Here is a 14,390-nt window from a genome sequence, read left to right as displayed (position 1 = left end):
TATACCGCGTTTAGCGATTTACTTCAGAGACGCTAAAGTCATGAACATCCAGTTCAAAGGCATCGGCTAATTCACGCCATGTATGGTATTCACGACCATCAACGCTGACGTGTTCCGAATCGCGCTGACTGCGATGAACTTCGCTTTCGCTAATTTCATTGATTGCCGCCAGCAGGGCATCGACATCGACGTTGACCTCACGTTTTGCGGTTTTCATCATCTTTCCTCGCAATCGTTACTCATGTGTTGTCGCCAGCCGTTATGTCGGCCAGGCATTTCTTAAGTATAGACCGTCGAGAAAATCAGCACTCGGGTGTGCCCGGCGCTGCCAGAAAAACGAAATTGTTCTACACTGGCTCCAAAGCCACAGGAGGAAAACGATGAAGGTGAATGATCGGGTAACAGTCAAAACGGATGGCGGTCCACGTCGTCCTGGCGTGGTACTGGCAGTTGAGGAATTTAGTGAAGGCACAATGTACCTGGTTTCGCTGGAAGACTACCCGCTCGGCATCTGGTTCTTTAATGAAGCAGGGCATCAGGACGGTATCTTTGTGGAGAAAGCCGAGTAGTTTCAGTCAGCCTGGCTGGTGGAGTGCCGCCAGTCAAAATTCCCTGACAGGTAATTCACTAATAATATCACGCAGAAGGTTAAATATTTCGCTGAATAAATGTTCGCAAAAAGGCGCGATTAACGGCATTAATGCTGCCATTAATGAAATGCCGACGGTCAGGGTTAATGGAAAACCAATAACGAAAATGGATAATTGCGGGGCCATACGATTCAGTAAACCTAATGCCAGATTCAGCGTTAACAGGAGGGTAATGAGCGGTAACGCCAGCATAAAACCGTTAAGGAAGATCAGGCCTCCCGTTTTGGTGATAGCCAGAAATGCATTACTGTTCAGCGGTTCACCGCCAATGGGTAATGTGTGAAAAGTATCGACCAGCAGCGAAATCAGCCATAAATGGCCATTAAATGTCAGGAACAACAGTAGCGCCAGCATATCCATAATACGCGCTAAAACGGGCATATTGAGATGGCTGCCCGGATCGACAAACGTCGCAAATGACAGTCCCATTTGCAGACCGATAATTTCGCCGGCGGTTCGCACAGCGGCAAAGGCAAATTGCATGGTAAAGCCAAGTGCTATGCCAATCAGGATTTGCTGTACTGCTAACCACAAAGCATAGAACGAAAAAATGGGAACATCGTTGGCGGGTATTGCCGGAGTAATAGCGAAGGTGATCATCATTGCGAGGCCCAGTTTTACCCGTTTCGGCACGCTGCGTTCGCTCAAAATGGGCGCGGTGGAAATGAGCGCCAGCACGCGCAATAACGGCCAGAAATACAGATTTAGCCAGGAAAGCCATTGCTCGCTTGTGACCTGCAACATTGCATCGATTACCCAATGATATACGGCAGGTTAGTGAACAAGGTGCGAACGTAATCCAGCAACAGGTTGAGCATCCACGGTCCGGCAATAATAATGGCGATAAAGACGGCGATGATTTTCGGAATAAACGACAACGTCATTTCGTTAATCTGCGTGGCAGCCTGCAAAATACTGATGATAAGACCGGTCACCAGCGCTACCAGCAGCAATGGCGCAGCCAGCGCCAGCGCGACGTTCATCGCTTCTGTTCCCATCATCATGACCGATTCCGGCGTCATTTTTCCCCCTAACTGTAGAAGCTTTGCGCCAGTGAACCGACCAGCAATTGCCAGCCATCCACCAGCACAAACAGCATCAGTTTAAACGGCAGCGCGATGGTGGCGGGCGGCACCATCATCATCCCCAGCGCCATCAACACACTGGCGATTACCAGGTCGATAATCAGGAAAGGAATAAAAATCGTGAAACCAATCTGGAACGCGGTTTTCAGCTCGCTGGTGACATAGGCGGGTAGCAAAATACGCATCGGCACGGCTTCTGGTCCCTGCAATGGCCCGGAGTTCGCCAGTCGGGCAAACAAGGCCAAATCAGCTTCGCGGGTCTGGCGCAACATAAATTCACGCAATGGTTGCGCCCCTTTTTCCAGCGCTTCCTGCATCGAGATTTTCTCTTCGCTGAACGGTTGGTAGGCATCGACATAAATTTTGTCGATAACTGGCGACATAATAAAAAAGGTCAAAAACAGCGCCAGTCCCAGCAATACCTGGTTAGGCGGTGCGGAGAGCGTTCCCAGCGCATTACGTAATAAGCCAAAAACGATGATGATGCGGGTGAAGCTGGTCATCATCAGTAAAATCGCCGGAATGAAAGTCAGCGAGGTGATGAACACCAGAGTCTGTACCGGGAGCGACCAGCTTTGTCCGCCACCAGGCAGCGGTTGACTGGTGATGCCAGGTAGTTGTGCAAAGGTGAGGGGAGTGACCAGCCAGAAAAGGACAGGAGTGACCCACAACAGACGACGCATCAGGCGCTCCCGCTACGTTTGAGTAAATTTTTCACTACCGACTGAAAATCGGCCTGCGATACCTCTTCTGTCGGCGTTGCTGGGGGAAGTTTGTGCAACAGATTGATTTGCCCTGCGGTAACGCCGAGCACCAGACGTGCATCCTCCACATTAACCACGACCACTCGTTCGCGTGCGCCCAGTGAGACGCTGGCGCTGACTTTCAGCCCGTTGACGCTGGCGTGTTTGGGGGTGAAGCCCAGCCGTTTTACCAGCCAGGCGGCGGTCAGAATCAGGACAATAATGGCAATAAGCGCGCCGCTTACCTGTAGGAGCGGCGTGGCGGAAACCGGGGCAGAAGGTTGCACAGTAGCGTGGTTATTCATCACTAACGGCTCAGGCGGCGCATCCGCTCGGAAGGCGTAATAATATCGGTAATTCGCACGCCATATTTATCGGCAACGACCACCACTTCGCCCTGAGCGATTAAATAACCGTTGATCAGAATATCCAGCGGTTCGCCAGCCAGACCCTCCAGTGCCACTACTGAACCTTGCGTCAGGCGCAACAACTCTTTGATGGTCATCCGTGTGCGACCCAGTTCGACGGTCAGCTTAACCGGAATATCCATAATCAGGTCGATATCCTGCAACGTCCCGCTGACGTCGCCGCCACCAAACTGCTGGAACATCGCCTCAGCCGCGCTTTTATTGTTTGTTGATTTTTGTTCACTCAACGCCTCAGCCCACAGATCGTCCATTGCGCCGTTGTTGTCATCGGCCGGATTATTCAAGTCACTCATTTGGGCTGTTCCTCGTTCAGAGAATTCAAGATTGGGTTAATCAAATGTTCTATCCGTAACGCATATTGGCCGTTGAGGGTGCCGTACTGGCTGGTCAGCACCGGAACGCCATCGACGTGGGCGATGATGCGGTCGGGTTTTTCTATCGGCAGGACGTCGCTGGGTTTCAGTTTTAAAATCTGTGACAGACGCAGTGAGATATCGGCAAAGTTGGCGACCAGCTCCAGTTGTGAATGCTGCACCTGACGCACCAGGTTATCGCGCCAGTTTTGATCTTCATTACGTGAGTTTTCCTGCGGCGGATTCACCAACAATTCCCGTAATGGTTCGATCATGCTGAATGGCAGGCAAATATTAAATTCACCGGTCAGATTGCCAATTTCGACATGGAAAGGCGTGTTAACCACGATATCGTTCGGAGAGGTGGTGATATTGGTAAATTTCACCTGCATTTCCGAACGTACGTACTCCACATTCAGTGGATTAATCGCCTTCCACGCATCGCTGTAGCCTTCGAGCGCCAGCTTCAACATACGGTTGATGACGCGTTGTTCGGTATCGGTAAACTCGCGGCCTTCTACTTTGGTCGGGAAGCGACCGTCACCGCCAAACAAGTTATCTACGGCGATAAATACCAGACTCGGCGAGAACACCACCAGGCCTGTGCCGCGCAGCGGCTTCAGGTGGATAAGGTTCAGGTTGGTCGGCACCGGCAGGTTACGGGCAAACTCATGATATGGCTGAATACGGATCGCCCCAACAGTAATATCCGGGCTACGACGTAACAGGTTAAACAACCCCATGCGGAAATGGCGGGCAAAACGCTCATTGATAATCTCCAGCGCTTGCAAACGCTCGCGTACAACCCGCTGTTGCGTATTGGGATCGTACGGACGAATATCACTTTCGGTGGAAAAAGCGACAGTTGGTTCGTCTTTGACCTCATTGTCGTTATTCAGCAGTGCGTCAATTTCTGCTTGAGAAAGAATGCTATCACCCATGTCGTTATCGCAGAATAAAAGCGGTATACAGCACGTCGGTGACATCCTGTTTTGGTTGCCCGGCAACAAGCGGGGTGGAAAGCGTGGTTTTAATGGTGGCAATCAGTTGCTGTTTGCCTGGTTCAGTTGCCAGTACGGCGGCATCCTGACGTGAAAACAGCAACAACAAGCGACTACGAACTTCCGGTAAATATTCACTCAGGCGTGAACGAGTGGCTTCATCCTTCAGACGCAGGGTAATACCGATGTACAAAACGCGATCCGCATCGCCGAGGTTCACTGTGAAGGTGTCCAGTGCATAGAAGACCGGTGAGGGGGCGGCACGTTGCTGTGCCTTGTCGTCAGCGACAGCCTGATGCGAATGCCAGTAGCTGTAACCTGCGCTGGCGCAGGCCGCGAGAGTAATAAATACCAGAATCGGGAGCCAAAGCGAACGCTTGCTCTTCTTACTTATTGCGTAATCAGTCATGTGTTGCGCCCTTCCTGTGTCGCTACGGCTTATCGGCTGATTATCCTGCGTCCTGAGCGTAACAAAGCGTGGAAAAGACGCGGATTAAGGTGCTACCTCTGGCGTTAGGCGAAAATATCAACGCCGCTGTTTCCTGATACACGCCCCTGTAAAGAAGCAGGAATCGACAGCACATCGCCATCTTCGCCAGCCTGGCGCTCATGGCTTGCTGTGCGTGGACTTTGCTGTTGTTGGGAGGTCGCCTGTTGCTGGTTGCTAAAACTCTCGCCGCTGATATCGCTTTGCCCCAACTGAATGCCGCTTTCTGCCAGTTGCGTGCGCAGTACTGGCAGGGCCGCTTCCAGTGCGGCGCGTACGTGCTGATGCGGTGAAACCATCTGAATTTGCGCCTGGTTATCATCCACTTTTAGGGATATTTGCACCTCGCCCAACGCTTGCGGATGCAAACGCAACTCAGCACGTTGTTGTCCCTGGCGGGTAAACAGCGAAATATGCTGGCTTAATGTCTGTTGCCATTCGTGAGAGCCCAGCGGTGCGCTTAAAACGGGGGCAGAAGCGGTAAGGTGCGGTTGTGTCTGATGCGATGAAATTAGCGGACTGACGATAGTGACAGCAGGCGAAGGCGTACTGATAACCTCCGCGTTTGTTCGGGCTTTTGCAACCAGCGATGTTAAAGATTTCGCTGACGTGGAAAGAGCGCTGTCGTTGGCATCATCAGATTGTGCGAAGTGGATTTGCGTGGTGAGACTTTGCTTCATCTCCGGTAATGCCCTCGGCGGTGTTGCTGTTACCTTTGGCGTATTGTCAAAACCCGGCAGCATCGCAAAAAGAGCGTTCAGACTTGCGGCGACGTCTTCATTAAGGTCATCCGTTTTTTTGCCGTGTCTTTGTCTGGCGCCGCAGTTGGCGTAACCGCCTGAGCGGTGGTTAATGGTGTTATAGATTGTTCGTTGTTGATGACGGGGTGTATTTCATTCACAGGGGGCAGTAAATCCGGTTGTTTGTCTTCGGCGAGTATATCGCTGACCAGCGATTCGCCTTTTATCGGAGCGTTATCTGTCGTAACCGGAAGCTGGAGAGCAGTTTTGTCAGCCGCGGTATCGCCTGATAATGCTTCGCCCAGCAAAGCGAGAAAATCCTGCGCTGTGTTGGTGGTTTTACCGCCGGGCAGCATGGCGGCGTCAACGTCAGCGGTTATTAATGGCGCTAAGCGAATCATTCTGGTTTCCTCATGGCGGCGCGCAGGGCGAACTCATCCATCTTTTTCTGATCGAGGCGGTTTTCTGCAAGCAGCGCCGCCGTGGATTGCCGTTTCTGCAGTGTCTGCCAGACTTGCAAACGTTGTTTCTTTTCTCGCCAACCGTTCAGAGCAATATCCACTTTCTGCGTCCACTGATGAAGCTGCTGGCGATGCTGAGTAATGGCTTTTTCCAGCGTCTGAATGAACTGTTGATAGTTGATCCAGCGATGACTGGTTATTCCGGCACTCATGTCGCTGTTGAGGTTGTTGCGATATTCGTTCTGATAATCGATCAACATTTTGAGTTGTTCTTTCGCCTGCTGACATCCACGACGCATTTCACCCAGCAGACGGGCGGCATCATCCACCTCTTTTTCTGCCAGATCTTTCAGGGTTGCCAGTGCGCCATGCTCTGCCATTTGCTGTTATCTCCTGCGTTATCACACTGCCGGGAAAATATGCTCCAGTCCCTGGAGAGAGTCTTCCCAGTCCGCGCGTTCAAAAATACCTTGTTGCAAATAACCCTCAAGCTGCGGCCATAAGACAATGGCTTTATCGAGCATCGGATCACTGCCTTTGGCATAAGCACCGACGTTGACCAGATCGCGGTTACGCTGAAAACTCGACAGCAACTGCTTGAATGTGCGAACCCGCGCATAATGTTGCTCACTAATCAGCGCCGTCATCGCCCGGCTGATCGACGCTTCAATATCGATAGCCGGATAGTGCCCGGCTTCCGCCAGACGACGGGAAAGCACAATGTGACCGTCGAGGATCGCCCGCGCAGAGTCGGCAATCGGATCCTGCTGGTCATCGCCTTCGGTGAGCACGGTATAAAACGCGGTAATCGAACCGCCGCCGCTGATGCCGTTTCCGGCACGCTCGACCAGCGCCGGTAATTTGGCGAACACCGATGGTGGATAACCTTTGGTGGCAGGTGGTTCGCCAATCGCCAGCGCAATCTCACGCTGGGCCATCGCATAGCGGGTGAGGGAATCCATAATCAGCAATACATGCTGGCCACGATCGCGGAAATCTTCGGCAATGCGCGTGGCATAGGCGGCGCCTTGCATTCGCAGGAGTGGAGAAACATCCGCCGGAGCGGCAATTACTACTGAGCGTGCTCGCCCTTCGGCACCGAGGATATTCTCAATAAAATCCTTTACTTCGCGACCACGTTCACCAATCAACCCCACAACAATGACATCGGCACGGGTGTAACGCGCCATCATTCCCAGCAGCACACTTTTACCAACGCCGGACCCGGCAAACAGCCCCATACGCTGCCCGCGTCCGACGGTAAGCAGGGTATTAATTGGGCGCACGCCCGTGTCCAGCACATGCTCAATCGGCGTTCGTTGTAACGGGTTGAACGGTGGGGTGATCAGCGCGCCGGTTTCAGCCGTATCGGGGGAGGGCAGACCATCAAGCGGTTTACCGCTACCGTCCAGAACGCGACCTAACAGTGCCGGACCGAGCGGTAACTGTTTGCCGCTTTGCAGTCCTTCAGCCGAAATATTTTTGGCGTAAACACGCGCGCCGGGCAGTACGCCGTCCACTTCCTCCAGCGGCATCAAAAACAGCCGTTGACCGTTAAAACCAACTACTTCGCTTTCTACTTCGCGCGTTTCAGTGCCGTTCTGGCGCTCAATGACGCAGGTTGCGCCGAGCGGCAGTTGTAATCCTGTCGCTTCCAGCACCAGCCCGGTGGCGCGGATTAATCGTCCGTAGCGGCGCACCGCAGGCAGTTGCGCCATTTTTGCTTCAAAATTATCCAGCGAGGTTAGCCAACGTGTCAGGCGCGTGGTCATTACACCACCCCTGGTGCTGCCAGACGGCAGAGTTCTTGCCAGCGGGTGGCAACGCTGGCGTCGAGATCGCCTTCATCGGCGGAAACTTTACAGCCGCCGGGATGGAGTGTCGGATCGCCACGCAGGCGCCAGCCATGCAAACCTAAGGTTGCCCCAAGTATCTCCTCGACGCATTGCAGATCATCCGGGTGCACACGCAGTTGAGGTTTTCCGCTGAATAACGGTTCTTGCTGTAATAACTGTTGGATCTGTTTGAACAGTGCCGGGTTGTCCACCGTTGGCGTCTGACCGATCACCTGACGTGCCGCCTCCAGCGCCATTTGCATCAGGCGCGAGGTAATCACGCTATCAAGCGCATCGAGAGTGGTCTGAAACTCACTGACCAGTTGCTGCATCCGGGCATGAATCGGTGCTTGTTGAGATTTCGCCTCTGCCAGACCCTGTTCCAGCCCCTGGGCCAGACCGTCCTGATAGCCTTGTTCGTGACCTTGCTGGCGACCTTCAGCAATCCCCGCCTGATAGCCTTGCTCATGGGCCTGCATTTGCAGTTGCGCCAGTTGCTGCTCAAGACTGGGGCCGACCTCTTCAGTGACGGTTTCTTCCGGCGCCATTAGCGGCACAAACTCTGTTTGTGGCGGCGCGAGATCGTCCGGCATCCAGGTTTTCCACGGCAGATTATCAGACATAAGTATCCTCGCCGCTGCCAATCACCATCTCGCCGGTTTCGGCAAGGCGGCGCACAATCAGCAGAATCGCTTTCTGCTCGTTTTCGACTTGCGACAGACGCACCGGACCACGGTTGGCGAGGTCATCGCGCAGGATATCGGCGGCACGTTGCGACATATTGCGCAGGAATTTCTCACGTAGTGGCTGCCCGGCGCCTTTCAGGGCGATCAGCAGTGGTTCAGAATCTACTTCCTGCAACAGACGCTGGATGCTGCGATCGTCGACATCCACCAGATTTTCGAACAGGAACATTTCGTCGATAATTTTTTGCGCCAGTTCGCCGTCGAATTCGCGTACCGCGGTAATAACCGCTTCTTCCTGCTGAGTTTTCATCAGGTTGATAATTTCAGCCGCCGTTCTCACGCCACCCATTTTGCTGCGTTTGAGGTTTTGTCCGTCGAGCAGGCCATTGAGCACTTCAGTCAGCTCCGCCAGTGCGGCAGGCTGCACGCCGCCAAAGGTGGCGATTCGTAGCATCACATCGTGGCGCAGACGCTCATCGAACAATGCCAGAATATCAGCGGCCTGAGCGCGTTTCAGATGCACCAGGATGGTAGCGATAATCTGCGGATGCTCATCACGAATCAGATCTGCGGCGCTCTGTGGTTCCATAAAGTTGAGCGTTTCAATACCGCTGGCGGTATTGCGGGTTTCGAGAATATCTTCCAGCAGGCTGGCGGCTCGCTCTTCGCCAAGCGCTTTCACCAATACCGTGCGCAGATAATCGTTGGCGTTGATATTCAGTGCGGCAAATTGTTCAGCCTCTTGCTCAAACTCCGCCAGAACTTCGGTGAGTTGCTTGTTGGAGATCTGCGCGACGTTAGCCATTGCTGCGCTCAGGGTTTGTATCTCGCGCGGGGAGAGGTGCCTGAACACCTCTGCCGCCCGGTCTTCGCCGATGGTCATCAGCAGGATGACGCTCTTTTCGGTGCCTGTCAGGTTACTCATGATCGTTATTTATCCACTGGCGAATGACCAGCGCCACCACGCGCGGATCGTTATCAGACATTTCACGGATACGCTGGCTCATCACCTCTGCGCTCATCCGCTGGTTAGCGCGACGCTGCTGAAGTTGTTCATCTTTGCTCAGGCGCACTTCCACCGCATCTTCCACTTCCTGGCGGGCTTGTGCCTGTTGCTGTACGGTTTTTACCGCCTCGGCGCGACGTGTTAACTGCGGACGTACCGCTTTTCGCCACAGTAGCCACGCCACCAGCAGTACAAGCAACCAGCGTCCGGCGCTCAGTAACTGATCGATAAACGCCTGTTGTTGCCAGAACGGCAGTTCTCCACTGCTTTCGTTACTGCTATTGAACGGCGAATTGACGACATTGAGCGAGTCACCGCGTTTTTCAGAAAAGCCCATCGCCTCGCGGGTCAGATCTTCAATCTGTTTCATCTGTTCGGTGCTTAATGGCAACGGTTTGCCATCGGGTAGCGTTTTGTCATTCACCACCACCGCAACAGACAGACGCTGCACATCGCCCACGTTCATTTTGGTATGGCGAATAGTGCGATCGACTTCGTAGTTGCTGGTTTCATTACGCTGTGTGCTACGTGGCCCACTATTGCTGGTGGTGCTGGTCTGTTGCTGGCGATTATTTTGAGTTGTCGGAGGCGTACTGATTGGCGCGTTATTCGCAGGCGCGGGTTGATTCGACAACGCCCCCGGCACGCCGCCGGGATAACCGGAACCGCTTTGTTCGCTCTCATTCAACTGGCGGGAACGGAGCGCAGTCTGGGATTCATTGCCATTGGGGCGATACTGCTCTTCCGTTTGCTCTTTACTGGCGAAATCCAGTTGTGCCGTCACCTGAGCGTGAATATTGCCATTGCCGACAATCGGCGTGAGGATCGCCTCAATACGTTGCTGGATACGGCTTTCAACATCGTTGGCATATTTTAACTGGATATCATTGAGGTCGCGTTCACTGCTGTTTGACTGGGTTAACAGATGCCCCCCCTGATCCACCAGTGTGATATTGCCAGTCGGCAATCCAGCAACCGCGCTGGAAACCAGATGCACAATGGCGCTAATTTGCCCTTCATCGAGAGCGCGGCCTGGTAACAGATTTACCGTCACCGATGCAGAAGGCGATTTTTGCTCGCGGACAAATAAAGAAGGTTTCGGCAGCGCCAGATGCACGCGCGCCCCTTTTACCGGACCGATCGTTTCGATGGTACGGGAAAGTTCGCCTTCCAGCGCCCGTTGGTAATTCACCTGTTCGCTAAACTGGCTGATGCCAAATTTTTCCTGATCGAGAAGCTCAAAACCAACCGCGCCGCCTTTCGGCAGACCTTGCTGTGCCAGACGCAAGCGCAATTCATGAACTTTATCTGCCGGAACTTCAATGGCGCCGCTGGTTTCACTGACACGGTAAGGAATATTCATCTGCGTCAGTTGGCTGACGATCGCGCCGCCATCCTGATCGGAAAGATTGCTGAATAACGTGCGGTAATCAGGGGCTTTTGCCCATAAAACCAACGCGACCATGACCGCCACTGCTGCGGAACCGGCTACAATCAATGGAATTTTCGGGTTCGCACGCAGGCGATTAAGCCACTCAAGAGATTTCGTCTGGGCTGCAGTCGCATTCATTGCGCACCTCGCGGTAAATGATGGACGGCGTTATTGGCAAAGTGGAACAAGACTCACTCCCGGGTCAGCAAACTCGAAAATTGACGGTCTCATTATTTGGACTTTCTTTTTTTTCTATCCGCCAATAAACCCGATTTTTTATCGTTAATTAGCGCCTTTGTCTTATTGACTTGCTGGTAGGCTTTGCTAACAGAAATTATCCGGGAGATGAATATGGCAGCCATACAGGGTATTCAAAGCGTTATCAGCCAGTTACAGGCGACGGCGATGAGCGCCCGTGTACAGGCGTCACTGTCGCAACCGACTATCAGTTTTGCCGGGCAGCTTCATGCTGCGCTCGATCGCATCAGCGATACGCAAAACGCAGCCCGCGTGCAGACTGAAAAATTTACTCTCGGTGAGCCAGGTGTGGCGCTAAATGATGTGATGACCGATATGCAAAAAGCCTCGGTTTCTATGCAAATGGGGATTCAGGTACGTAATAAGCTGGTGGCGGCGTATCAGGAAGTGATGTCTATGCAAGTGTAGGTTGTGTAACGTGTTGACTATGCTTGTTTAATGGCATCCTATCCCACAGCCGGGGCATGGATGGGGCAAAACCACTCAATTTCTGAGTTTAAAATGGATGACTGAATATGTGAAACGCGACACGCGTGAAGCGGATGATGTGCTGGTATTCGGGATTGTGATTTACTTTGATCGGCGATGAAAAGAAAATCCGCCGAGTAAGGCTTGATTTTTTTGTGGGATGTTTATTAAAAATATCTCCGCATGGTGAATCCCCCTGTGCGGAGTGACTAAATGATCGAGTTTTCAGGACATGTAGCGGATTCAGTTTGATCATTACAGAACTCACCGGGAGGCGCCATGCGTACATCACAAATGCTATTCCTTATCATCATTTTTCCTGTAGTTTCAGGCTGCGCATGGCGCAGCTTTTTTTTTACACACTGACTATCGTGTCGCAGGTGGAATTGTGAGTCGCTTCGCCTGACGATAAAAAAGAAATTAGTTGAGTAAGGCTTGATTTTTTTGCGGGATGTTTATTAAAAATAATCCCGCATGGTGAATCTCCCTGTGGAGGAACTAAATGATCGAGTTTTTGGGACTCGTAGCGAGTTCAGTTTGATCATTGCCGAACTCATGGGAGGCGCCATGCAAACATCACTAACGTTCTTCTATCTTATCGTTTATTCCTGTGGATTTTTCAGCTGCGCATAGCGCAGCTTTTTTTTATCCATTCAGGCGGCAGGAAGATGGCTATCCTGTGATTTTCTCCTGCCACTGTTCAGGCCTTTAACGCCATTTACTCATGAAAGAAATTCGATGCTGATTAAACATCATGATGTTGTCTGTACCGCTCTGTTGTCAGACCGGGAATCTTTGATGCGTACAGTGATGAGTGGCTGACCATTAATAATGGATTTTGTTTGAGGCGAATAGTGCAGAAGTGGTGCCTGCATCATAATGAATAAAAAGAGCCAGCGTCCGATCTGAAAGACGCTGGCTAAAGGCCTTAATATGCTTGTGGCGACCAATTTTTCACAGATAGCAATGATGCCTGTCAATATATTATTTACGGGGGAATTTTTTCAGCTACAGATGCTCTTTATTAAGGATAAAAAAATAGCCAGCCCCGGAGATCATAGATGAGGGGCCGGCTAAAAGGGTAGATGTACTTCACATGATACTTATAGGTAGCCACGCATTTTTGACAGATAGTTATCGATGTTGTCAATATATTATGAGCATTTTGTAAGAAGCATATTTACTGCTGTATAAACTTTAGCGGCTTCGTTATGCGGGGTATGGGCTTTAACGGAGCAAAAGCTTGAGGGGGTAAAGAAGCTTTATCAATGACTTTAGCTGGATATCAGCAGAATTCCGTAAGTTCAGCGAAAGTTACGAAGCAGACGCAATGTTGTAATGCTGTAGTACATAAAGTAGTCAGCATACCCGGTCGCTATCTCAAATTCTGGGGTAGAGCGAAAAAAACTCAACTGCGTACAAAACAGAAATGTCTGGAGAATCTATAGCCATTTTTATTATCGGGAGGCGATAAAAGTAAATTAATTTACTAAAAAAATAGTTTTGCTGCGGTAGTTATTATTTATTAGCGTATTTATATTAATTGAACTATATCACAGTTTTGTATCATTTTTTTCATTATCATCTTGTTAAGGGAAGTTGAATTTGTCGATTGATGACAGTGGATAATTGGAGGTCATTTATGATACATGATCACCAGGCAGAATGCCTGGAGAAGAAAGGATTGTATCGAAGAGCAGCTGAACGATGGGCAAAAGTGATGGTACAGCTAAGTGATGACCAGAAAAGGAAAATAGCAGCGCAAAAACGAGCAGAGTGTTTGCGTAAGGCGCGCCGAACTCCAGTTTCGCCGGTGAATCTGACAGAAATAAAACAAGCGGTAAACAAGTTGCATTCTGAATTGGGGATGGGTTTTGAAGAGCGACGGGTGTTCCGACGTTATAAAGGGCAAGGGGGATAAGACACATTCGGAATTTTGTTGCCCAAAAATGCTAAAAATAATTGAGAGTGTAATTTCTCTCTATTAATTTTAACGCTAGTTCCTGACGGATACTAAACTTTATAAAACCGCAGATACATTTTTATGCGGAAATGTGTCTGCGGGAGAGCTTGTTGCTTATGTGTAATTAAATTATTAAACAAAATCTATGTAAGCATTAGGGTGACTCATATGCGTGCTCTAAGCAAAGATAAGATCGCTATCCTGTCTGGAAGGTAATGAGGTATAAGTATGAAGGTTGAGTGTTGGTTCTGCTTCTCTCACGAGTCTATCTCTTATCATTGTTCTGACTGAGACCTGGGTACACAGATTATCATCACATGGCATTTTTTGATTCTTTTTATATTCATATCATCAACGGACTTATTAATTACCTATAAATAAGTCTTTACGGTATTAAGATAGGACGTTTATTTTGGGTATGAAGGTATTACTTCTGGGGAATATGCTTCCTGGAAATAATAATTGGATATATGTTTATTGAAACCAGGTATGTAAATTTTCTTTATTATTTATTAATTGGCTTTATGATAAATGATGGGAGAGACAGAAACATCGAAAAATCGCTCATTTGCGTACCAGCTTGTTTGTTTTTACACTATTTTCGGCTATGAATCGCTGGCAACAATTATCAACCAGAACATTCACTATCGTTGCAATAATGATAAAGGTAAAGGAACAAGACTGTTGTGATATTCCCGCTGCTGATAACAGCGGGAATTAAAAATTACTTCTGAATCAAATAACGAATGGTTGGCCCGTCTTGCTGGATATCCAGCACGGTATAACCGTGGTGG

Annotated in this window: 16 protein-coding genes and 2 pseudogenes; 3 read left to right on the top strand and 15 right to left on the bottom strand. The window is 50.5% G+C overall.

Translation table 11 applies throughout. The features are described 5' to 3' along the window. Nucleotides 1-10: 10 nt before the first annotated feature. The gene (locus tag EA14781_RS18695; RefSeq protein ID WP_085949842.1) at nt 11-220 is read right to left on the bottom strand and encodes a DUF2525 domain-containing protein; all 210 of its coding nucleotides are present in this window, start codon (nt 218-220) and stop codon (nt 11-13) included. Between the two features lie 160 nt (nt 221-380). Between EA14781_RS18695 and dsrB the strand changes: the two genes are divergently transcribed. Next, a complete protein-coding gene (gene dsrB, locus EA14781_RS18690) occupies nt 381-569 on the top strand; it encodes a protein DsrB (RefSeq protein WP_000867217.1) in 189 nt (62 codons plus the stop codon). A 33-nt stretch (nt 570-602) separates the two neighbouring features. Here the strand turns inward: dsrB and fliR are convergent, their stop codons facing one another. The 13 genes and pseudogenes from fliR to fliF all read right to left on the bottom strand — a co-directional run bounded on the left by fliR (nt 603) and on the right by fliF (nt 11,045). Continuing rightward, a complete protein-coding gene (gene fliR / locus EA14781_RS18685) occupies nt 603-1,394 on the bottom strand; it encodes a flagellar biosynthetic protein FliR (protein WP_000942320.1) in 792 nt (263 codons plus the stop codon). Nucleotides 1,395-1,402: 8 nt separating this feature from the next. Continuing rightward, nucleotides 1,403-1,672: a flagellar biosynthesis protein FliQ gene (fliQ, locus tag EA14781_RS18680; RefSeq protein WP_000187366.1), complete on the bottom strand. Its 270-nt coding sequence runs from the start codon at nt 1,670-1,672 to the stop codon at nt 1,403-1,405. 8 nt (nt 1,673-1,680) lie between these two features. After that, nucleotides 1,681-2,418: a flagellar type III secretion system pore protein FliP gene (gene fliP, locus EA14781_RS18675; protein WP_001253461.1), complete on the bottom strand. Its 738-nt coding sequence runs from the start codon at nt 2,416-2,418 to the stop codon at nt 1,681-1,683. Continuing rightward, a complete protein-coding gene (fliO, locus tag EA14781_RS18670) occupies nt 2,418-2,783 on the bottom strand; it encodes a flagellar biosynthetic protein FliO (RefSeq protein ID WP_002462341.1) in 366 nt (121 codons plus the stop codon). The genes fliP and fliO overlap by 1 nt, the downstream gene beginning before the upstream one ends. Before the next feature lie 2 nt (nt 2,784-2,785). Beyond that, nucleotides 2,786-3,199: a flagellar motor switch protein FliN gene (fliN, locus tag EA14781_RS18665; RefSeq protein WP_001281688.1), complete on the bottom strand. Its 414-nt coding sequence runs from the start codon at nt 3,197-3,199 to the stop codon at nt 2,786-2,788. Then, nucleotides 3,196-4,200, bottom strand: a complete 1,005-nt coding sequence (fliM, locus tag EA14781_RS18660; protein ID WP_002462340.1) for a flagellar motor switch protein FliM — start codon at nt 4,198-4,200, stop codon at nt 3,196-3,198. The genes fliN and fliM overlap by 4 nt, the downstream gene beginning before the upstream one ends. A gap of 4 nt (nt 4,201-4,204) precedes the next feature. Next, nucleotides 4,205-4,669, bottom strand: coding sequence for a flagellar basal body-associated protein FliL (gene fliL, locus EA14781_RS18655; RefSeq protein ID WP_000133125.1), 465 nt, complete (start codon nt 4,667-4,669; stop codon nt 4,205-4,207). Nucleotides 4,670-4,773: 104 nt separating this feature from the next. Then, nucleotides 4,774-5,888, bottom strand: a pseudogene (locus EA14781_RS18650) (flagellar hook-length control protein FliK). Next, the gene (gene fliJ / locus EA14781_RS18645; protein WP_000807572.1) at nt 5,885-6,328 is read right to left on the bottom strand and encodes a flagellar export protein FliJ; all 444 of its coding nucleotides are present in this window, start codon (nt 6,326-6,328) and stop codon (nt 5,885-5,887) included. The pseudogene EA14781_RS18650 and the gene fliJ overlap by 4 nt, the downstream one beginning before the upstream one ends. Nucleotides 6,329-6,349: 21 nt before the next feature. Further along, nucleotides 6,350-7,720 carry a flagellar protein export ATPase FliI gene (fliI, locus tag EA14781_RS18640; protein WP_000213264.1) on the bottom strand — a complete coding sequence of 457 codons (1,371 nt, stop codon included), beginning with the start codon at nt 7,718-7,720 and terminating at the stop codon, nt 6,350-6,352. Next, a complete protein-coding gene (gene fliH, locus EA14781_RS18635) occupies nt 7,720-8,406 on the bottom strand; it encodes a flagellar assembly protein FliH (protein ID WP_001282672.1) in 687 nt (228 codons plus the stop codon). The genes fliI and fliH overlap by 1 nt, the downstream gene beginning before the upstream one ends. Next, entirely contained in the window at nt 8,399-9,394 is a 996-nt protein-coding gene (gene fliG / locus EA14781_RS18630; RefSeq protein ID WP_000067968.1) for a flagellar motor switch protein FliG, read from the bottom strand. Before fliG ends, fliH begins: the two co-directional genes overlap by 8 nt. Then, nucleotides 9,387-11,045: a flagellar basal-body MS-ring/collar protein FliF gene (gene fliF, locus EA14781_RS18625; RefSeq protein ID WP_000994460.1), complete on the bottom strand. Its 1,659-nt coding sequence runs from the start codon at nt 11,043-11,045 to the stop codon at nt 9,387-9,389. Before fliF ends, fliG begins: the two co-directional genes overlap by 8 nt. 213 nt (nt 11,046-11,258) lie before the next feature. Between fliF and fliE the strand changes: the two genes are divergently transcribed. After that, the gene (fliE, locus tag EA14781_RS18620; RefSeq protein WP_002462338.1) at nt 11,259-11,573 is read left to right on the top strand and encodes a flagellar hook-basal body complex protein FliE; all 315 of its coding nucleotides are present in this window, start codon (nt 11,259-11,261) and stop codon (nt 11,571-11,573) included. A gap of 1,702 nt (nt 11,574-13,275) precedes the next feature. After that, nucleotides 13,276-13,554: a PerC family transcriptional regulator gene (locus tag EA14781_RS18615; RefSeq protein ID WP_024164817.1), complete on the top strand. Its 279-nt coding sequence runs from the start codon at nt 13,276-13,278 to the stop codon at nt 13,552-13,554. A gap of 766 nt (nt 13,555-14,320) precedes the next feature. On the opposite strand, the pseudogene EA14781_RS25320 reads toward EA14781_RS18615, so the two are convergent. Further along, a pseudogene (locus EA14781_RS25320) lies at nt 14,321-14,390 on the bottom strand (sulfurtransferase-like selenium metabolism protein YedF); the annotation flags it as partial.

This window comes from Escherichia albertii NBRC 107761 = DSM 17582, from assembly GCF_000759775.1.
Classification (GTDB): domain Bacteria; phylum Pseudomonadota; class Gammaproteobacteria; order Enterobacterales; family Enterobacteriaceae; genus Escherichia; species Escherichia albertii.
This window is presented reverse-complemented; position numbering and strand designations above follow the sequence as displayed.